This window comes from Clostridioides sp. LIBA-6822 (assembly GCF_056688955.1).
In genome coordinates, this window is record NZ_CP196995.1 from 596044 (window position 1) to 618218 (window position 22175).

Sequence of the window (22175 nt, forward strand, 5' to 3'; positions counted from 1 at the left end):
TAAAAATATATTTGATTTCATACAAAAAAGAGTGCCTCATGAACTAAATAATTCTTTTGAGACACCCCCTTTTATTTTGCTATAATAGTTACAAATTTTAAAATATATATTAGAATCTATTTGAAGACATGAAGACATGAAGACATGAAGACATGAAGACATGAAGACATGAAGACATGAAGACATGAAGACATGAAGACATAAAAACATAAAAATTTGGAGTTTAAAAGGTTGAACTATTAAACTACTTAAACATCTAAATTGAGTGAAAAATGAATAAATTCTTGTAAAAAATAGTTTTAAAGTATAATTTTTTTTAACACTGTTTTATTATAGTATAAATCTGTGCTAAAATAGAATATATAACATAATATAAGAGGTGCCTATGAATACGTTAGATGAGACATTATTAAAAGAAATTATAAGTTCTAATAAGAAGTATACTAATTATGGACAAGTCGCTAGTTACATACCAGAATTAAAAAATGCTAGAAGAAATGATTTAGGAATTTGTATAATAGATAGCGAAAATAATCTTTACAGTGCTGGAAATTGTAGCACAAAGTTTACTATACAGAGTATTTCAAAACCAATTGTGCTTGCTATGGCACTTATGGACAATGACTGGGAAGACGTTTTTTCAAACGTTGGAATGGAGCCAAGTGGAGACCCATTTAATTCTATAATGAAACTTGAAATTAATGACACAAAAAAACCCTGTAATCCAATGATAAATGCAGGAGCTATAGTAACCACTTCTCTTATAAATGGGAGCTGTTTGGAAGAAAAAGAAGAAAGAATGCTTAGTTTTTTTAGGAGATTGGCAAAAAATGATAATATAGGAATAAACTATGATGTCTATAAGTCTGAAAAAATGACTGGAGATAGAAACAGAGCAATGGCTTACTTATTGAAAAGTGATGGATTTATCAGAGGTAATGTAGAGGATGTTTTAGACCTTTATTTTAAACAATGCTCAATTGAGATAGATTCTGTGGATTTGGCGAGAATTGGCATAAATCTTGCTAACTATGGAGTAGACATAGAAAATGGTGAGCATTTGATGAGTGAAATGGTTTCTAGAATTGTCAAAACATTTATGATGACTTGTGGAATGTATGATGCTTCTGGGGAATTTGCTATTAAAGTTGGCATTCCTGCAAAATCTGGAGTTGGGGGTGGTATAATGGCTTCTGTGCCAGGGCGTATGGGTATTGGTGTTTATGGACCTGCACTTGACAAAAAAGGTAACAGCGTCGCAGGAGTTAAAGTTTTAGAGGAGTTGTCAAATAAATTAAAATTAAATATTTTTTAAGATTTTAAGAAAGGATTTTTTTGACAACAACATATAATTTAATATATAATTAAATTGTAAAGAAATATGAATTAAATAAATTTTTTAGGAGGGGTCAATGAAAGAGGTATTGGTATTACGAGATTTGGAGTGCATAAAGGCTATTGCGCATCCACGTAGAATAGATATTCTAAAAGCGTTTGACAAATCGCCATTGTCAGCAAAACAATTATCTCAATTATTGGAAGAACCTCATGCAAAAATAAACTACCATATAAAAATGTTATACAAAGTTGGTATTTTAGAATTAGTTGAGGAAAAAATAAAGTCGGGGATTGTGGAAAAATACTATTATCCAAGCGCAAAAAATGTGGTTATAGGGAATAGGATACTTAATTTTTCTTTAGACAATGGGGAAGAAAAAGAAGAATTGTACATATCAAAATTTGAAAACATGAGTGAAGTTTTTTATAAGGCAGCAGAAGAAGATGTTTTAGAAAATGAAAATATAGTTGATTATCATGATATTTCTCTTACTCACGACGAATTAGTTGAACTTAATGATGCTATGAAGTCAAAGATAGATGAAATTTTAAATAAAAGACAACACAACGTTGAAGGTTCTAAGTATGATATAGCTATGGTTGTAATTCCTACACTTGAGGAAGAATGTCCTAGTTAGAACCATTAATTATGGATTAATTAAAAACATAAGATTAGAGATTGAACATCAGAATTTACTTAATAATCAAAAAATATTTTTTGGTATGAGTAAAACAATGATTTTTAGTCTCTATTTTTTTGTTTGGTTATATAATTGGATTGTAAAAGAAATATAATTGACTTGTAAGGTGTATATAATTGAGTTGTAGGAGATATCTAATTGAATTGCAAAAGAAATACAATTAGATTGTAGGAGATATATAGTTGAATTGTAAGGAAAATATAATTAGATTGTAGGAGATATATAATTGAATTGTAAGAAAAATATAATTAGATTGCAAAAGAAATATAACTGGATTGTAAGGTATATAGATTATAATATGTAAGAAGTGACTAAATAATTTATAAAGAGTATGTAAGATTATAATATTTGAAATTTCTTAAAATGGGTATAATTAAATTGTAAATATTAAAATTTAAAATTAATATACATGAAATTAATTGTAGTTACATTAAATTACAGTTGCATTAAAATAAAAACTTATTTGTTAGAAACTTATAATTAAAATTTAGTACGAGTTTAAGTACAAACAAAAGGAGATTAATATGATTAAATTAGGAACACATCTTTCAATAGCAAAAGGATTTGCTAAGGCAGCTGAGACAGCTGTATACATTGATGCAAATACATTTCAATTTTTTAGTAGAAATCCAAGAGGAGGAAATGCTAAAGAATTTGATGAAAAAGATATAGCTAAATTTCAGGAGATTAGAAAGGCAAATAATTTTGCACCACTACTTGCACATGCCCCATATACTATGAACTTAGGTGGAACAAAGGAAGATGTATACGAATTTGCGACAAGAGTTATAGATGAGGATATAAGAAGGATGGACTCGTTAGGAATTGAATACATGTGTTTTCACCCAGGCAGTCATGTAGGTGGTGGAATAGATTTTGGTATAGACAGAATAGTAAAAGGATTGAATAATGCTATTAAGGGTGATGAAAATATAACTATACTTCTTGAAACTATGTCAGGAAAAGGAACTGAAATAGGATTTAAGTTTGAGCAATTAAAAAGTATAATAGACGAAATTGAACACAAAGAAAAAATAGGTGTGTGTCTTGATACATGTCATATTTTTTCAGCTGGTTATGATATAGTGAATGATTTAGATGGAGTCTTAGAAGAATTTGACAAGATTATAGGTATAGATAAGTTAAAAACTGTTCACCTAAATGATAGCATGATGCCATTTGGAGATAAAAAAGACAGACATGCTCCTATAGGGGAAGGAAAGATAGGATTAAAAGCATTAATTGATTTTATGGAGCATCCTAGTCTGAAACACCTACCATTTTTCTTAGAAACTCCTTTTGATGATGAAGGTCATAAGAGAGAACTTAAGATGATAAAAGAGATATTATCTAGTAAATAAAATTTCATTTACGATATACAATTCTAATAGAATGTAAATATATTGCAAAGATTCTCATAATTTGTTGTATAATTAAAGATGATACATTTATATTATATAAAAATTAATTAAAGTTAGGTGGGGAAAGATATGAGAAATTTGGGCAATACCAATATGAAAATAAAGAGAGTTGGTTTTGGGGGAATTCCAATACAAAGAATTACTCAAGAAGATACTAACTTAGTTATAAATGAGTTAGAAAAGCAAGGGATAAACTTTATTGACAGTGCAAGAGGGTATACAATAAGTGAGGAAGCAATTGGAATTGCTATTGAAGGAAAAAGAGATAAATTTTTCTTAGCTACTAAAAGTATGTCTAGAGATTATGACTCAATGAAGAGAGATGTTGAGATAAGTTTAAATAATTTCAAAACTGATTTTATAGATTTATATCAATTCCATAATGTTAAAGAAGAGGAATATGACAATCTTTTTAAAGATAAAATGGCTTATAATGCTCTTCTAGAGGCAAAAGAGCAAGGGAAGATAAAACACATTGGTATAACTAGCCATAATTTAAATACTATAGAAAAGGCAATAGAAGATGGGAAATTTGATACTATACAATTTCCTTACAATATAGTTGAAGGTCAAGCAGATGAAGTATTTAAAAAAGCTCATGAAAAAGGAATTGGCATAATAGTAATGAAGCCTTTAGCTGGAGGAGCTTTAGATAATGCTACACTAGCTATTAAGTACATATTGTCTAAAGACTATATAGATGTAGTTATACCAGGTATGGAGAGTGTTGAACAGGTTAGACAGAATGTTGCTGTACTTGAAAATCTTGTACTAGATGAAAAAGATAATAAAGAAATTGAGGAAATAAGAAATTCTTTAGGCAAAAAATTCTGTAGAAGATGTGAATACTGCATGCCTTGTGCTGTTGGAATAAATATACCATTGAGCTTTTTATGTGAAGGATATTACACTCGATATGGATTAAAAGAGTGGGCTAAAGAAAAATATGAGGTTATGGATGTTAAACCTACTGAGTGTATTGACTGTGGTCTTTGTGAGAGCCGATGTCCATATGAACTTCCTATAAGAGAAATGTTGAAGACTGTTGTCGAAAAATTAGGATAGATTTTATTTATTGAAATCGGTGTAGTAAGTTTACTCCGATTTCTTTTTATATGGATATGCTTTATTTATGTGAATATGGCTTTGTATACAAATATTAAATTTATATGAGTGCAGTAATTTTATAAGTATTAAATTTACATAGCTACAAGTATCATATAAATTTAAAATTTGTGTAAGTATAGCTATAGCACAAATATTATTATAGTTTCAAATGATATAGCATTACTATAGTATCAAGTAGTATATAAAATATTTATTTCTCAAAAATATTATAGGATATATCGTATTTAGATACTGGATAAAGCTCAATTTCAACCCTAGGGTTATCTTTATCTATAAAGTCGAATAAAAGTACTGGTTTAAGTTGTTTATCATTTTTTATTATTCCACTTTTTTCAATACCATCACAAATACTCTTTGGATAATTATGTAAGTCCCCCATTCTCTTGTTTGGGAAGTATAATTTTAAAACAGTTATTAGATTTTCTTCAACAGTTTCTCCTTGATACTGTTGGTTTATAAAACCTGCAATCATGTTTTCGTATGCAAGATACTTAGAATACTTTCCCTTTGAAGGCATCCATGCTTGACCATTTATATTATGAAGTTTAAAATTAGATTTACTAATGGGTCTACCTGGAATTGTTATTTTAATCAAATTGTTCACCATCCTTATACAGTATTTATTATAATCTGTGGATGCTTTAAAAGCAAATTCTTATTTGTGATGTTTTTATAAGTGATAAATTTGTAGAGGATAAAATTTATCTGTCTATTATGAGTGCTAATTTTAAAGATATAGGGTGTATTATTGTAAATCAAAGTTATATTTAATCTTGTAGTTGTAAATTATGAGTATAAGATGTATTACATTGTTGAAAGTAGATAAATCATATTATATTAAAATGGAGAATAGATGACAATTTAATTATATGGTGGAATCTGAGTTATGTAAGTATTGAAGTAAAATAGCTAAATCATATCAGTAAGACAATTACTAAAAAAATAGTAAGAAAAAAGTTTGAAATGTGTTGATACTGTAAAATAATAAGAGTTAGAGCGTATAAAATAGTTATATTAAAGAACAAATGGATATTATTATAGAGAGATGAGACTTATATTATAATTTAGTTCATTTTATAATATAGTAATAATAATTGTAGTTTTATAACCTAAATTAAATAGGTTAAATAGGTTAAATAGGTTAAGTAGGAATAAATAGATTAAGTAGGAATAAATAGGTTAAGTAGGAATAAATAGGTTAAGTAGGTTAAATAAATTAAGTAGGAATAAACAGATTAAGTAGTATTAAATAGATTAAAAAGGAATAATTTTATGAATAATAAGGAATTAAAAGAATTTTGTAATCTTATAGGATTAAAGTGTGTAGGAATAGCTGGTATAGACAAGTATGATAATCTAAAAAAGATACTTGAAGATAGACAGGAAAAAGATTATTTGACTGGTATGGAAGAGCCAATAATTGAGAACAGAATTAACCCAAGAAATATAATGGAAGATGCTAATTCTATAATAGTATGTGCATTTCCATATCATATAAATAGACAAGAAAAGAATGAAAATTCAAATTTATCAAAATATTGTCATGGTAAGGACTATCATATTGTAGTAAAAGACTTTTTGCAACAAATTTGTGATTATATATCTGAAACGATAGAAGATTTTAAATACAAGATATTTGCTGATAATGGGGCACTAGTTGACAGATATTTAGCTTATTTATCAGGAATAGGATATTTTGGAATAAACAATAATATCATAACTGATGAATATGGTTCTTATGTATTTATAGGGTATATAGTAAATAATTATAAATTTGAAGAAGATAAACCACTAGAAAAAAGTTGTTTTAAATGTGGTAAGTGTGTAAAATATTGTCCGGGAAATGCTATATTAGGAAATTATGATATGAATCCCAAGAAATGTTTATCATATATAACTCAAAAAAAAGGAGATTTGTCAGAGGAAGAAAAGGCTGTGTTAAAGAGTAATAAAAAAGTATTTGGGTGCGATATTTGTCAAGAAGTATGTCCACATAATGTTGGAATACCAACAACTCATATTTTGGAGTTTAAAGAAAATATAATAGATTATTTGGATTATGATGAGGTACAAAATATTTCAAACAAAGAATTCAAAAGGAGATATGGGGATAGAGCATTTAGTTGGAGAGGCAGAAATATAATAAAGAGAAATATGGAAATAATTTTAGATAAGTATAATGACTAATAATAAGAGTCTATTTCATATACTTTAATGTGAATTTACTTTAACACTTATTGTGTCAAAGTCATATTATATCATTAACGTTAAATATGAGGAGGTGGGGGAATATTGAAATATAACAATACATCTGAAATAAATCCACTAGATTGTATATTGGGTCAAGAAAGAGCCGTAGAAGCTATGGAATTAGGTTTAAGAATAAATAATCCAGCCTACAACATATACCTAGCTGGTGAATCTGGAACAGGAAAAAGTACTTATGCCTTAAAGGTTTTGAATGAATATGCATCCAAAAAAAATACACATAAAGATTGGTGCTATATATATAATTTTGAAAACCCTAGAGAGCCTATTATAGTTGAGTTAGAAAAAGGGTTTGGAAGAGAACTTAAGAAAGATATGGAAAAGTTAATTGAAAGTCTTTTAGAGGATTTTAAAAATGCATTTGAAAGTGAAAGTTTTGAAATAGAAAAAAATAAACTTTTGGATGAATATGAAATAGAAAAAGATATGTTGCTAAAACAAATTAAGAAATATGGAGAAGAAAAAGGGTTTAAATTAAAACAGAGTAAAATGGGAATAGTCTTTATACCTTTGAAAGAAGAGGAAGATGAAAGTGACATATCTGATGAAGAGTTTTATAAGGCAAAAAGAGAACTAGAAAATATGGCTATACAAGTCGTATATAAAATTAGAAATTTGGAAGAAATAGCTGAAAAAGCTGTCTTAGAGCTTGAAGAAGAGATAGCTAAACTTGTGGTAGAACCTCACATTAAAAGATTGTGTGAAAAATATGAAAATTATGATAAAATTCAAGTTTATTTGGAAAATATAAAGAAAGATATAATAGAATATATGTACTTATTCTATTTAGATGAAGATGAATTAAAAGATAAGTATGATAAAGAGCATTTTATTAAATATAAAATTAATCTATTTGTAGACAACGGAGGTGCAAAGAATAAAGAATCAGCACCTGTCATAGTAGAGATAAATCCAAGTCCTACAAATCTATTTGGAAAGGCAGAATACGATTATGCAAATGGCAATATAAAGACTGATTTTACAAAACTATTATCAGGAGCATTTCATAGGGCTAATGGTGGTTATTTAGTGATTTATGCAGACCAATTGTTAAAATATACGATGTCTTGGGAAATTCTTAAAAAGACTTTGCAGACAAAAAAAGTAATACTGGAAACACAGACAGCAATTAAGCCAGAAAATATGCCACTAAATGTAAAGTTAATATTGATTGGAAGTCACTATATATATGATATTTTATATAGATACGATGAAGATTTTGAAAAGTATTTTAAAGTATTCGTGGATTTTGATAGCGAAATGGATAAGAACGAAGACAATGAAGAAGGTATTGCTAGATTTATAGCATCTCAATGTGATAAGAATAATTTAAGACATTTTACTAAGGAAGCAGTTGATGAAGTTGTCAAATTTAGCACTAGATTGTCTGGTGATTTAGGAAAATTATCAACTAAGTTTAATAAAATAATGGAAGTTGTAATAGAAGGAAGTGCATATGCAGAATTTAGAAATTCAAGATATACAGAGCAGTGTGATGTTAAGAAAGCAATAAGTGAAAAGAAAAAAAGAATTAATAGAGTGGAAACACATATGGATGAATCAATTGAAAATGGCTTTACTTTAATAGAGACAGAGGGAAGAAAGGTCGGAGTAATAAATGGTCTATCAGTCTTAAGCACAGGAGAATATTCTTTTGGTAGGGCTTCAAGGATTACAGCAACCACTAGCCCAGGAAGTAAAGGCATAGTAAATATAGAAAGAGAAGTAAATATGAGTGGCTCTATACATAACAAGGGAGTGCTTATATTAGGTGGATACCTTTCTGAGAACTTTGCACAGGATTTGATAATGTCACTAAATGCTTATATTTGTTTTGAACAAAATTATGGTGGGATAGATGGAGATAGTGCATCTTCAGCAGAGTTATATGTACTATTATCATCTCTTAGTGGAGTATCAATTAAGCAGAATATTGCTGTTACAGGTTCTATAAATCAAAAGGGAGATATACAAGTAGTTGGTGGAATAAGTGAAAAAATAGAGGGATTTTATTCTATATGTAAAACTAAAGGATTAAATGGTGAGCAAGGTGTCATAATTCCTAAGAAGAATCAGAGAAATCTCGTTTTATCAGATGAGGTTAATGATGCAATACAAGATGGAAAATTTAAGATATATACAGTTGAAAGAGTAGAAGAGGCTATAGAGATATTGACGGATGTTAAATTTGAAGAAATAAAGAAATTAGTAAAAGAAAAATTAATATCCTTCAGTAAGATACAAACTGTGTCAAAAGAATAAGTTTATTGTAGAATTTAATGGGTATTTATGTATAATAAAAAGCAAGAACTTTAATAAGTTTTTGCTTTTTTTGTGAAATATCTGGAATTTAAATTTTTATTTTGTATGTTTTATATATTGATGTTTATTTTTTGTTGATATGATTAAACTATGTATAAATAGCGTCTTATAAATTAGTATTTTAAAGGGGGATAATTATGAAAAATGTAAATCTAAAAGAGAAAGAAGAGATAAAAGATAATAAAGATATAAATGGGAAGAATCTAAAAGAGAAAGAAGATATAGATAAAAAAGACATAAATACGGTTGAAGCTAAAAAAGGAATGGATAAAACAATTAATAAAAAAGATAAGATAATTGATGAGAAAGATATAGAAAATTTTAGTGATATTGAAGAAGATAAAAAAACTGTGAAAGCAGTCAAAAAAAACACTAAAAAAAGTACTAAAGAAGGAACTAAAGAAAGTATCAAAAAAACTAACAAAAAAACCGAAACAGACGAAAAAACAAAGAGTATTAATTCTAGTAAGAAAACACAAAAACCAAGTAAAGAAGCTAAAAGTAAATCTAAAAATAAGAATAAGTCAGTAAATGAAAAAGATGTAAATAAGATTTTAGATGAATTAGAAAAACTGTACCCAGATGCTACATGTGAGTTAAATTATGGGACAGCCTTTGAACTTTTAATAGCTACTATTCTATCAGCTCAGTGTACTGACGTAAGGGTAAACAAAGTTACATCAGAGTTGTTTAAAAAGTACAACACAGCAAGAGACTTTGCTGATTTGAGTATTGAAGAAATTAGTAAGGAGATAAAAAGTTGTGGTCTTTACAAAAGTAAATCTCAAAAAATAAAAGATACATCTGAACAACTATGTGAATTATATGATGGTGAAGTACCAGATAGTTTAGAAGAACTTGTAAAATTACCTGGCGTTGGAAGAAAAACAGCAGGAGTTGTACTTAGTAACGCCTTTAATCAACCAGCAATAGCAGTAGATACTCATGTATTTAGAGTTACCAATAGAATTGGAATAGTGGATGAGCCAAATCCTCAAAAAACAGAATTTGCACTTATGGAAGCCATACCAAAAGAAAGATGGTCACACTCACACCATGTATTAATTTTTCATGGAAGAAGAATGTGTAAAGCTAGAAATCCAGAATGTGGAGATTGCCCAATAAAAGAAGATTGTAATTATTATAAAGAAATTAATGAAATGAAATAACTTTTATCAAAGTAAGTTGTACAAGAGGGATTTTCTGATATAATAATACTTATGAAAATGTTAGATAGAAAACTATTATATATAGCTAAGTAAAAATTGTTATTAACATTATTATATATAATAGTATAATATTATTGTTATTCTGTTTATAAAATAAAGTTTAATAAATTAAGAGCAATACTTAGGGAGGATAAAAATGTCATTAAATATAGTATTAGTAGAACCAGAAATACCTCAAAATACAGGAAATATAATAAGAACTTGTGCAGCAACAGGTTCAACTTTACATTTGGTAAAGCCATTAGGTTTTTCATTAGATGATAAACACCTAAAAAGATGTGGGCTTGACTATTGGGATATAGCTGATATACAATATTACGATAGCTTTGAAGAATTACAAGAAAAGTATCCAAACAGCAAATACTTTTTTTCTACAACAAAGGCTAATCAGTCACATTCAGATGTGAAATATGAAGAAAATTGTTTTATAGTATTTGGCAAAGAAACAAAGGGATTACCAGAACCTTTGTTGAAAGCAAATATGGATACTTGTATTAGAGTACCTATGTTGGATGTTGAAAAAGCTAGGTCACTAAATTTATCAAATTCAGTTGCTATAGTAGTGTACGAAGCTTTAAGACAAATAGGATATCCTAATATGAGGTAATTTAGCAAGCCTAAATGAGAAAGGAGCATACTTGATGAAAAATCTAAAGATAATCTGTGACAGTTTATCGGACGTGCCAAAAGATTTGTTAGATAAATATGATATAGATATTGTCTCGTTAACAGTTATATTAGAGGAAAAAGAATACAAGGATAGAATCGATATATCTGGAGATGAATTTTATAAAAGGCTTAGAGAAGAAAATGTGTATCCAAAAACTTCTCAAGCTACTTATGCCCAATTTAAAGAAATATTTGAGAAGTATACTAGTGAAGGTAGAGAGATACTTTATATAGCAGGTTCTGCCACAGCCACAGGGACGTATCAAAGTGCTGTAATGGCAAAGAATGATGTAGAAGGTCAAATATATACATACGATTCTAACTTGCTTTGTATGGGAACTGGTTTACTTGTAATAAAAGCAGGAGAACTTGCAAGTGAAGGAAAATCTATTGATGAAATATTGACTGTTTTGGATGAATTAAAAGAGAAAGCTTTTGTTATATTTTCAGTGGATACACTAGAATATTTACAAAAGGGAGGAAGAATATCATCTACTAAAGCAGCAATAGGAAGCATATTAAATATAAAACCTATCTTAGAGATAAAAGGTGGACTAGTTTCGCAAATATCTCAAGTAAGAGGAAAGAAGAATGTAATTTCTAAAATGATGGACTTGATAAAATCAAATTGTGGGGATGATTTATCAGACCAAATTGTGTATATAGGATATAGTGATGATTTTAAGGAAAAAGAACAATTATCTAAGGTTATGGAAGATGAATTAAGACCTAAAGAAATTAGATTTTTCCAAATTGGCGTGTGTATAGGTGCACATGCTGGTCCTGGTGTCACTGGTATCATATGTCTAAGAAAATAAATAATATTTTTTAAATGATTATTTGTTTTTTATTAGATTAAGATAAAATATTAAATATTGATATGCTAAATTGGATTTATTTTAGATAAAATTAAGTATTGATATATTGGATTTAGTTTTTAGGGAAGTGTGTAAATAGATAAGAATCTATTGCACACTTTTTTATAGTAAGATTTATTGGAAAAATCTCAAAACGTGATTGTAAATTGTATATAAAAGATTTGTAAATTGTATATAAAAGATTTGTAAATAGAATATAAAAATGTCATGAAGGTGTAAGGAGTGAAATTTGATGAGTTTAAAAAGAGTGTTGATATTGATATTAACCGTAGCAATGACAACTGGAATGTTGGTTGGGTGTAGCAATAATCCTGATAACAATTCTAATTCTAACAAAGATAATAAAAGTAATATAACTGACAAAAATAATTCAAAAAAATCTATATCTATGATACTAGACATTGAAGGAACAAACAATGAAGTTATGAATAATGCTGCTTTATTGGCATTAAACAATGCTCAAAAGAAACTTAATATAGATACAAATAAAGTGGAATCAGATGATTCGTCATCTTTTTCTAATAGCATAGACATTTTATGTAATGACAACCAAGATTTAATTATAGCTGTAGGAGCTAGATTTGCAAAACCATTGGAGAAAATAGCTAAAAAATATCCAAAGCAACAATTTGCAATTATAGACTATGAGTATGACAAGCAACCTTCTAATATAACTTCAATTTCTTATGAAGACCATAAATCTGGATATCTAGCAGGACTTATTGCTGGAAAGATGACTGAAAGTGATAAAGTTGGTTTCATAGGAGGAGAAAAGGGTTCTAGTAGAGATAAATTTGAAGCAGGTTTTAAAGAAGGTATTAAATTTTCTAACAGCAGTATAAAGGATGTTTCAGTTGAGTATGTGGATGTTTTTAAGGATAGTAAATCAGCTGAATCCATAGCTAAAAAAATGATGGATAATGGAGTAGATGTTATTTTCTCTACTACAGAAGATGACTCAAAAACTGTAATAAATGCAGTTAGAGCGAAAAATAAAAAAGTTATAGCTACTAATAAAGACCAACATGATTTGGCTCCAGAAAATGTTATAAGCTCTATTGTAAAAGATTTTGAAAATCCAACTTATAATTTGATACAAAGTTTTGTAAAGGAAAATTATAAAGGTGGAAAAGTTATAGAAAATACAGTTAAGTCTGGAAGTACTGGACTTGCGCCAAATAGCTCTCAAAATATTCCTCCAGATGTGTTAGAATATGTTAATAAGAACAATAAATAATTATAGAGACTTCAGGTTCTATATCAGGGAGTGAATTTTGTGAAAATAAAAAGGATATTGATGCTCTGCTTTGTTGTGGTGTTTACAATTTTTATATTAGCTATATGCAATTTTGACTTTGGGCTTGATAAAGTAAATAAAGCTAATTCTAATATAAATAGTGCTAAATCCAAACAGAGTGAGTCTAAAAGTGTATCAACCTCATCAAATAAAGATAAAGAAGATAAAGATAAATCAAATAACAAAAGTAATAATGAGGAAGATGAAATAAAAGATGATGATTCTTATGTGAGAAAAACTGTTGGAGTATTATTAGACACTGAAAATTTAAATAACGAATCATATAATAACAATGTACTATCAGCTCTAAAAAGAGCTGATGAAGATTTTGATATTAGAATAAAACTTGAAAAACCAAAGACTTCTAAGAACTTTAAAGAAAGTATAGAAAAACTACATAAATCTGAGCCAGATTTGATAATAGCAGTTGGAGCTAGATTTGCAGAGGTAATAAAAGAAGAAGCTACTAAATATCCAAAACAACAATTTGCAATAGTTGACTATGCTTATAAAGTTCAACCATCTAATGTAATTTCAGTATCATTTCAAGATAATGCTACTGGATATTTAGCAGGTCTTATTGCAGGTAAAATGACTGATACTGGTAAAGTAGGTTTCATAGGAGGTATTGAGGGTTCTAGTAGAGATAAGTATGAATCTGGATTTAGGAAAGGTCTTAAAACTTCAAATAAAAATGCTGAGTTATTAGTTAAATATTCAAATGTATTTGAAAATCCTGAATCAGCTAGAACTACTGCAAAAGAAATGAGAGATTCTGATAGAGATGTCGTATTCTCAGCTACAGAAGATGATAGTAAAAGAGCTATTCAGGTAGCAAGAGAAAATGGTGGTAAAGTTATAGCTATTAACAAAGACCAATATGATATGGCACCAAACAATGTAATAAGTTCAATTGTAAAAGATGTGGAACAACCAGTCTATGAATTAATAAAGAATGTTGTAAAAGATGGTTTTCATGGAAGTAAAGTAATGGAGTTTAAAATAAAAGATGGAGAAATTGGATTGACTCCAAATAGTAGTAGAAATATACCACCAGATGTTTTAGAGTACATAAAAAAAGAGTATAACAAAGTGAAAAATACATATTAATTATTGTTTTAAAAGTTTATAAAAATGCACTTTTTAGGTGTAAGTTAATTATAGAAGAGTCTAATAATAGGTGTGTTAGCAGAAAAATTCTGCTACACACTTTATTTATTTCAAATAAAAAATTTATCAAAAAAAAGAAAAAGGAGTAAAAAATGGAATTTACAAGAGAGCCATTTATACTAGATGACGATTTGTGTCTAGCTTTGGTGGACAAAAGAATTAGTTATCTAATGGAAAATGAATTAAAATTAAGAAATATAGAGATAATAAAAACAATAGAATGTAAAGAATTATATGAAAGCATAAAATATCACCCAGATATATGTATTTGTAATTTAGGAAAAGGAGATATAATTGTTGCGCCGAATGTATATAATCAATACAAAGAGTTATTAAGTAGATATAAATTTAATATAATTAAGGGAGAAGCTAATTTATTAAATAGATACCCTTATGATATACCTTACAATATTGCTATAGTTGGTGACTATGCTATACACAACTTTAAGTACACTGACAGAGTAATATTAGATTATATTGAAAATAATAAACTTAAAAAGATAAATATAGAGCAGGGCTATTCTAAATGCTCAATCTGTATAGTAGATAGAACATCTATAATAACATCAGATAAAGGTATTTGGAAAAGCATGAAGAATACAGAAATAGAGTGTTTATTAATAGAAAAAGGTCATATAAATTTATTTGAGATGAATTATGGATTTATAGGTGGATGTACAGGGTTAATTTCTAAGGATAAACTAGCTTTTTGTGGAGATGTTAAAAAACATCCTGACTATGAACGTATAAAAAGTTTTGTAGAAAGCAAAAACAAGGAGATAGTTACACTTAGCTGTGAAAATTTACTAGATATAGGTTCTATAGTTCCTCTCATGACAAGAAAGGAGCGATAACTTTGGTTGAGAAGGATAATATTTCTTCTATGAAATTTTTGAGGAATAATAATGTAAACGATAGATTAATATATACGAATGACATTGTAGAAGTAGTAATAGATTCTGCAAAGCAAGAAGTATTAAATAAAAGAATACTTAATGGTACTAAAGATGAACAAAGAGCTCTAAATATTGATGAGATATCAACAGAAATAACTAGTATGATAATAAGTATAATGAAAGAGAAACTTTTAAAAGAATACATTCTAAAATGCTATGGGCGTACATATCCTGAAGATAAAAATAATATATACATATATTCACTAAACATATTTGCTAAAAAAGAGATTTTTATGAGAGAAACAGTATTTACAAGGGTGAGAAATTATATAGAGGAAAATGATTTTATAAATGTAGAAGGTTTTATCAGATTTAGAATGAGAGAATTTATGAAATATATTTCTGCTATAGGTGATATTGCAGTTGAGGAGTATTTAATAAAGAAAGACCAAGATGAGTTTATAAGAGTTTTAAAATACTTTATAGATACTCAAGAAGAAAAGATTGATTTGCTAAAAGTTCATATAATGGAAGATAATACATTTATTTTATACGATAAAAATGGAAACAAAATAGACAGTATAGATGATGAAGAAATCATAAATATGGTAATAAGAGAGAATTTAAACTACGAGGACTTTTTAATAAGTACCTTATTAACCTTATGCCCTAAAAAAATAGAAATATTAGATTTATTAAATAATAATTGTTCAAAAGAAATTATAGATACTGTAGAGGCAATTTTTGAAAATAAAGTTAGTATAATTATGGAGAATTAGGAGCTAAAGATATAAAACTAAAAAAATTCTTTTTAAATAGACACAAAAGACTTATAATTGTATATAAAGCTATAATATAGCTAGAGCTATTAACTATAAAAAACATCGACTGATTAAATGTAATATAGCTGACAAATATACAATTGATAAGGAGAAATTTTATAATGGATAATTTAATTAGGATACTGATATTAGCTGTTATTGGTGGATTTATAGGTTACGTTACAAATGTAGTTGCTATAAGACTAATATTTAGACCAATAGAGCCTATTAAAATACCTCTTTTAAATATAGAAATAGTAGGACTTATACCAAAGAGAAGAGCAGAAATAGCAGCAAATGTAGGAGAAATAATTCAAGAAGAATTTCTTTCTATGGACGAAATACTTGCAAATATCATTACTGACGAAGATAAGGAAGAAGTTGTAAGATACATAAAAGCAAGGGTAAAAATTATAATACATGAGAAAGTCTCATTTATACCGAGTGGCATAAAAAACATGATACAAGACTATCTAGGAGAGATAATTGAGTCTGAAGTTAAACAAAGTATAGATGAATTGAGTAAAAATATAATAAATAAAGCAAATGAACGTATAGATATACAAAAAATGGTCGAAGATAAGATTAATGAACTAGATTTATATGAATTAGAAGAGATAATAATAAGAATAGCTAAAAAAGAATTAAAGCATATAGAATTTTTAGGTCTTGTTTTAGGTTTTTTAATAGGTATAGTTCAAGGTTTGGTTACTATATTTATTTAAATATACAATAATTAGCTATTGTATTTAAGTATACAAAAACTAAAAATTAACTTCAATAATAATTAATTTTAGTATTTATCTAGTCATATCTATCATGCATGTAGATATATTTTAAAAATTTAAAATTGGTGAAAATATTATAATATAACTATAAATCAAAAGATTAAACTAATATAAAAATATTAGAATATTGATTTGCAGTTGATTAAGATGAAAAATAATGGGTAATTATTATATTACATTAATGTTGATTGATGTATAAGTATCTGTTATAATGAAAATATATTAAAAATTATAGCGTTGAAGAGGAAGAGTAGATTAGAAACCATTCTCAGAGAATTTGGGTCTATGGCTGAGAGCCCATGTAACAGGTCTATTTGAAAACTACCTTGGAGCTGAGTTTATTAGCAGTATTTGTATTTATACTATATGTGAAAGTGCTCGGGTGACGACCTTATAGTCATCAAGAGGGTTGTATATACTTGTATACACCAACTTGGGTGGAACCGCGAATTAATATCGTCCCAAACATATTTGGGGCGATTTTTTATTACAAAAAATCTAAAAATTATTTCAATAAGGAGGAAAAAACAATGATTAAAGTTGCTTTAAAAGATGGCTCAATAAAAGAATTTGAAAGTGCTATTTCTGTTATGGATGTAGCAAAATCCATTAGCGAAGGATTAGCTAGAAATGTGGTAGCAGCATCTGTGAACGGAGAGGTTGTAGGTATGGACCACATTATAGATACTGATTGTGACTTAAATTTATTTAAGTTTGAAGATAAAGAAGGTAAAGAAGTTTTTAGACATACATCAGCACATATATTAGCTCAAGCTATAAAGAGACTTTACCCAGAAGCAAAACTTGCTATAGGACCAAGTATAGAAAATGGATTCTACTATGATATAGATTTAGACCATAGATTAGTTCCAGAAGATTTAGAAAAAATAGAAGCTGAAATGAAAAAAATAGCTAAAGAAGATTTAAAAATAGAAAGATTTGAACTTCCTAGAAATGAAGCTTTAGAGCTTATGAAAAAACAAGGGGAAGACTATAAGGTAGAACTTATATCTGATTTACCTGAAAGTGAAATAATATCTTTCTACAAGCAAGGTGATTTTACTGATTTATGTAGAGGACCACATTTACCATCTACTAAAAAAGTTAAAGCTGTTAAATTACAAAGTGTTGCAGGTGCATACTGGCGTGGCGACGAAAAAAATAAGATGCTTCAAAGAATCTATGGAACTTCTTTTGAGAAAAACAAAGACTTAGAAGAGTACTTACATTTATTAGAAGAAGCTAAAAAGAGAGACCATAGAAAATTAGGTAAAGAATTAGGATTATTTATGATACCTGAAGAAGGTCCTGGATTCCCTATGTTTTTACCAAAAGGTATGGAACTTAAAAATGAATTATTAAAATTCTGGAGAGAAATACACAGAAAAGCTGGATATATTGAAATAGAATCTCCTATTATATTAAATAGAAAATTATGGGAGACTTCAGGTCACTGGTATCATTACAAAGAAAATATGTATACAGTTAAAATAGATGATGAAGATTATGCTATAAAACCTATGAACTGTCCTGGAGGATTAATTTACTATAATTCTCAATTACACTCATATAGAGATTTCCCAATGAGAGTTGCAGAGCTTGGTAGAGTTCATAGACATGAGTTATCTGGTGCATTACAAGGATTAATGAGAGTTAGAGCATTTACTCAAGACGATTCACATATATTCATGTTACCAGAGCAAATAAAGGATGAGATAAAAGGAGTAGCTAACCTAATAGATGGTATCTACAAAACTTTTGGATTTGAATATAACTTAGAGTTATCTACAAGACCAGAAGATTCTATGGGAAGCGAAGAAGAGTGGGAAGCAGCAGAAAATGGATTAAGAGAAGCTTTAGAAGAACTAGGTCTACCATATACTATAAATGAAGGTGATGGTGCATTCTATGGTCCTAAGATAGACTTCCATCTAAAAGACTGTTTAGGAAGAACTTGGCAATGTGGTACTATCCAATTAGATATGCAACTTCCAAGACAATTTGATAATACTTATATCGGACAAGATGGTGAAAAACATAGACCAGTTATGATTCATAGAGTTGCTTTTGGTAGTATAGAAAGATTTATAGGTATATTGATAGAGCATTATGCTGGTAAATTCCCAGTTTGGTTATCTCCAACTCAAGTTAAGATACTTCCTATATCTGATAAATTTATGGATTATGCAAATGAAGTTAAGAAAGAGTTATTTGATAAGGGTATAAGAGTTGAATTAGATGATAGAGCTGAAAAAATCGGATTTAAGATAAGAGAAGCTCAACTTGAAAAAGTTCCATACATGTTAATAGTAGGAGAAAAAGAAGTAGAGGAGAATAATGTTTCTGTTAGATCAAGAGATAAAGGTGAAATAGGTAGCATTAAATTAGATGAATTTATAGCTAGTATTTCAAAAGAAATTGAATCAAGAGAAAGTATTATTCAAAACTAATATTTAAGATATTGATAGATAATATAAGTTTAATCTATATGTTGATAGATATAAATTAAACTTATGAAAAAATAAATATAATTAGGGGTACAGTTAGTCATATTTTATGATAGTGTACCTCTAATTTTTTTGCTGTAAGCTAAATTAATATTTATATGTATGTTGATTTAATGATGTATAAAAGATGCTTAAATAATATATCTATAAAGGTTAATTTAAAGTTGTATAAAATAGGTTTAATTAATATACCTATAAGTGTTAATTTAAAGTTGTATAAAATAGGTTTAATTAAAACTGCTGATTCTTTGAGAATAGATGCATATAAAGGATATGTTGAGATTATATGTAAATAGATTGGATTTAGTAGAGTATTATAGGTGAGACGTGTACTAGTGAAAATAAATGAAAGAAATGATTTTGAATACTGTATTGGAGATTACAAGTAAGACGTTTACTAGTGAAAATAAATGAGGAAACAAAAAATTATTATATCAAAACACTTCTATGAGTATTAGATTTATCAATAAATAATAAATCTACCATAGAAGTGTTTTGATTTTAATAATAAAAGTGTTTTTGCCATAATAATAGAAGTATTTTAGTCGTAATAATCATTTTATCTAATTCTTATTCTTTATAATAGTCAAATCTCCACTTGTAGTACTTACATATAAATTTGTAGTCCCATTTTTATAAGTGTATAAATCATCATGATGATTCAATTCGAAATCACTATCTAAGGAACCAGAAAGCTTATCAAGATTTAAAGTGAAGCCTGGATTATCAGGGATAGATAAATCAACATCTGCAGAAGTAGTCTCGAAATTTAGAGAAGACAACATTTTGTTAGATGTAATTTTTGCATCACCTGAAGTTGTTTCTGCTTCAATATCAGAAAGCGTTCCAGATACATTCATTTGTCCAGAAACTGTACTACAGATAAGACTTTTATTATTTATATCTTTTAAATTTATATCACCACTAGTTGTATCTAAATTTAAACTATCAATTTTACCAGAAAGTTGTATTTTACCAGATGTTGATGAAAATTTAGCATCTTTACTATCTAGTTTTGCTATATCAATATCACCACTAGTTGTATCTAAGTTTATTTTATTAATATTACCAGAAAGCTCTATTACGCCTGAAACCGTACTAGCTTCCATTACATTACCTTTTATGTAAGTACTATATATATCTGCTGAGGCAGTAGATAACGATATTTTATCATAAAGCTTATTAGGCAAATATAGTTCAAGTATTGTTGGTTTTGGAAGATTAATCCCTATAAAGAATTTTTTAGCTGAATTATCATCTATAGAAAGCGAATTTCCATCAACCTTTATTTTTGCAAGTTTTTTCTTTGAAAAATTAGAAGGAGTTTTTTGAATTAGTTTGATTTTATTAGAATCACTTTTCTTAATTCTAACTTCGCCTGAAATCCAGTCTACATCAATATCAGTTATTTTATCTGAAAAACTTTCACTTTTAGTTACTATATACTTATCATAGTTATATTCCGAATTTAAGTTCCTAAAAGAAAAATTAAAAGAATGTGAAACTATACTTCCAAAAAGAAGAAGGACAAATATGATAGAAAGTGATATTGCAATAATACTCCATATGAAAATCTTTGTCTTTATGAGTTTTTTATTCATGCTTATCATCCTCCTTTGATTCACTTAGTTGTATTATCCCTTTAATAATCTCAACACCAGCAGAACCTATTATGAAGAGTATCCACGAAAAAGACCAAATATCAAATAACATACTTGTAATTAGATATATAGCAACTATTATAATCCAATATGCACTTATAAATGATTTGTAAGCTGGATTTATATCATCATAATTTGTCTTAAATTCTTTGAATTCTTTTGTTGAAGTATCATTGTATAGAACATAGTTTGGTTTTGTCATTTGATTATAGACTAGTAACCCTACACCAATTGCTATCAATATAAGCATTAAAAGAATAGCTAGAGTTGGTTCTACGCCAAAACTTACAATTGAGACTACAAATAGGAAAGGGCTTATTATAAAAATGGCAATTGCTATTGATGCTCTTAAGGCTCTTTTCTTTTTTTCCTCAATTAATTCAGGAGGTATAAAATATGGTTCTTTAACACTTTCAATTAACTCAGATAAATCGCCAATTCCTGAGATTACTGAATTATATGCTTCTTGTTCTGTTTTACCACATTGTATTTGGTCATTGTATTTTTCTTTTAGATTTTCAAATAATTCATCTTTAAGTTCTTTGACTTTTTTTGTTTCATTAATTCCTGTAAAGCTATTATTAATATAAGTACGTATTTTATCTAACATATTTTCACCTCCTAAATTAATATGTCTATTAACGCTTTTGTATTATCCCATTCTTCACGGCTTTTTATATACTTTTCTCTGCCTATACTTGTTATAGAATAATATTTTCTTCTAGCTCCAGTAGCTTCATCTCCCCAATAAGAGGTTATTGCACCCGATTGTTCAAGTCTACGAAATGCTGTATACAGAGTAGCTTCTTTTAACTCATACAATCCATTGGTCTTTTCAAGTATAGATTTATTAATCTCATAACCATAACTGTCTTTTTCAAGTAAATGCTTTAAGATAATTGTTTCTGTATGACCTCTTATCATGTCAGATGCGATTGTCATGAACATCACCTCCGATTAAATATATAATACTTTGATATACCTCGCCTGTCAAGGTATATCATGAGAAAAAATATTTTATTGTAATTTTGAATTAAATTTTATGATTTACTAGATAAAATATATATTAAATAAAAATATT

Annotated in this window: 20 protein-coding genes and 1 other annotated feature; of the genes, 16 read left to right on the forward strand and 4 right to left on the reverse strand. The window is 27.9% G+C overall.

From position 1 onward, the window contains the following. The first annotated feature begins 385 nt into the window (after positions 1–385). The 4 genes from glsA to ACTG48_RS03130 all read left to right on the forward strand — a co-directional run bounded on the left by glsA (position 386) and on the right by ACTG48_RS03130 (position 4525). Positions 386–1315 carry a glutaminase A gene (gene glsA / locus ACTG48_RS03115; protein WP_021383210.1) on the forward strand — a complete coding sequence of 310 codons (930 nt, stop codon included), beginning with the start codon at positions 386–388 and terminating at the stop codon, positions 1313–1315. Between the two features lie 97 nt (positions 1316–1412). Then, complete coding sequence (locus ACTG48_RS03120; protein ID WP_021383224.1) at positions 1413–1976, forward strand: ArsR/SmtB family transcription factor; 564 nt, start codon at positions 1413–1415, stop codon at positions 1974–1976. Positions 1977–2563: 587 nt separating this feature from the next. Next, positions 2564–3400 (forward strand): deoxyribonuclease IV, encoded by an 837-nt coding sequence (locus ACTG48_RS03125; protein ID WP_021383237.1) that lies wholly within the window; start codon positions 2564–2566, stop codon positions 3398–3400. A gap of 129 nt (positions 3401–3529) precedes the next feature. Then, complete coding sequence (locus tag ACTG48_RS03130; RefSeq protein WP_479918097.1) at positions 3530–4525, forward strand: aldo/keto reductase; 996 nt, start codon at positions 3530–3532, stop codon at positions 4523–4525. A 253-nt stretch (positions 4526–4778) separates the two neighbouring features. On the opposite strand, the gene ACTG48_RS03135 is transcribed toward ACTG48_RS03130, so the two are convergent. Then, positions 4779–5183: a RusA family crossover junction endodeoxyribonuclease gene (locus ACTG48_RS03135; RefSeq protein ID WP_021383211.1), complete on the reverse strand. Its 405-nt coding sequence runs from the start codon at positions 5181–5183 to the stop codon at positions 4779–4781. A 677-nt stretch (positions 5184–5860) separates the two neighbouring features. Between ACTG48_RS03135 and queG the strand changes: the two genes are divergently transcribed. The 12 genes from queG (at position 5861) to ACTG48_RS03195 (ending at position 19729) form a co-directional block, all read left to right on the forward strand. After that, positions 5861–6775, forward strand: coding sequence for a tRNA epoxyqueuosine(34) reductase QueG (gene queG, locus ACTG48_RS03140; protein ID WP_479918098.1), 915 nt, complete (start codon positions 5861–5863; stop codon positions 6773–6775). Positions 6776–6880: 105 nt separating this feature from the next. Then, a complete protein-coding gene (locus tag ACTG48_RS03145; protein ID WP_479918099.1) occupies positions 6881–9118 on the forward strand; it encodes a Lon protease family protein in 2238 nt (745 codons plus the stop codon). A 197-nt stretch (positions 9119–9315) separates the two neighbouring features. Next, a complete protein-coding gene (gene nth, locus ACTG48_RS03150) occupies positions 9316–10347 on the forward strand; it encodes an endonuclease III (protein ID WP_479918100.1) in 1032 nt (343 codons plus the stop codon). A gap of 196 nt (positions 10348–10543) precedes the next feature. Then, entirely contained in the window at positions 10544–11014 is a 471-nt protein-coding gene (gene trmL / locus ACTG48_RS03155) for a tRNA (uridine(34)/cytosine(34)/5-carboxymethylaminomethyluridine(34)-2'-O)-methyltransferase TrmL (protein WP_021383223.1), read from the forward strand. A 34-nt stretch (positions 11015–11048) separates the two neighbouring features. After that, positions 11049–11894: a DegV family protein gene (locus tag ACTG48_RS03160; protein WP_479918101.1), complete on the forward strand. Its 846-nt coding sequence runs from the start codon at positions 11049–11051 to the stop codon at positions 11892–11894. Positions 11895–12186: 292 nt separating this feature from the next. Then, positions 12187–13191 carry a BMP family ABC transporter substrate-binding protein gene (locus ACTG48_RS03165; RefSeq protein WP_479918102.1) on the forward strand — a complete coding sequence of 335 codons (1005 nt, stop codon included), beginning with the start codon at positions 12187–12189 and terminating at the stop codon, positions 13189–13191. Between the two features lie 39 nt (positions 13192–13230). Further along, positions 13231–14361 (forward strand): BMP family ABC transporter substrate-binding protein, encoded by a 1131-nt coding sequence (locus ACTG48_RS03170; protein WP_479918103.1) that lies wholly within the window; start codon positions 13231–13233, stop codon positions 14359–14361. A gap of 152 nt (positions 14362–14513) precedes the next feature. Then, entirely contained in the window at positions 14514–15275 is a 762-nt protein-coding gene (locus tag ACTG48_RS03175) for a DUF6873 family GME fold protein (protein ID WP_021383214.1), read from the forward strand. A 29-nt stretch (positions 15276–15304) separates the two neighbouring features. Then, a complete protein-coding gene (locus ACTG48_RS03180; RefSeq protein WP_479918104.1) occupies positions 15305–16096 on the forward strand; it encodes a putative sporulation protein YtxC in 792 nt (263 codons plus the stop codon). A gap of 164 nt (positions 16097–16260) precedes the next feature. Next, entirely contained in the window at positions 16261–16863 is a 603-nt protein-coding gene (locus ACTG48_RS03185) for a DUF445 domain-containing protein (RefSeq protein WP_021383203.1), read from the forward strand. A gap of 291 nt (positions 16864–17154) precedes the next feature. Next, positions 17155–17393: a binding site (T-box leader), on the forward strand. Between the two features lie 63 nt (positions 17394–17456). Beyond that, positions 17457–19376, forward strand: a complete 1920-nt coding sequence (thrS, locus tag ACTG48_RS03190) for a threonine--tRNA ligase (RefSeq protein WP_021383236.1) — start codon at positions 17457–17459, stop codon at positions 19374–19376. A gap of 155 nt (positions 19377–19531) precedes the next feature. Continuing rightward, positions 19532–19729: a hypothetical protein gene (locus ACTG48_RS03195; RefSeq protein WP_021383233.1), complete on the forward strand. Its 198-nt coding sequence runs from the start codon at positions 19532–19534 to the stop codon at positions 19727–19729. Between the two features lie 267 nt (positions 19730–19996). Here the strand turns inward: ACTG48_RS03195 and ACTG48_RS03200 are convergent, their stop codons facing one another. From ACTG48_RS03200 to ACTG48_RS03210, 3 genes are read right to left on the reverse strand one after another with little or no spacing between them, the layout of a single operon-like run. Continuing rightward, positions 19997–21034: a DUF4097 family beta strand repeat-containing protein gene (locus ACTG48_RS03200; RefSeq protein ID WP_479918105.1), complete on the reverse strand. Its 1038-nt coding sequence runs from the start codon at positions 21032–21034 to the stop codon at positions 19997–19999. Continuing rightward, on the reverse strand, positions 21027–21704 hold the full coding sequence (locus ACTG48_RS03205) for a permease prefix domain 1-containing protein (RefSeq protein WP_021383213.1): 678 nt from the start codon (positions 21702–21704) through the stop codon (positions 21027–21029). The genes ACTG48_RS03200 and ACTG48_RS03205 overlap by 8 nt, the downstream gene beginning before the upstream one ends. An 11-nt stretch (positions 21705–21715) precedes the next feature. Beyond that, positions 21716–22036, reverse strand: a complete 321-nt coding sequence (locus tag ACTG48_RS03210; protein ID WP_021383225.1) for a PadR family transcriptional regulator — start codon at positions 22034–22036, stop codon at positions 21716–21718. Positions 22037–22175: the final 139 nt, after the last annotated feature.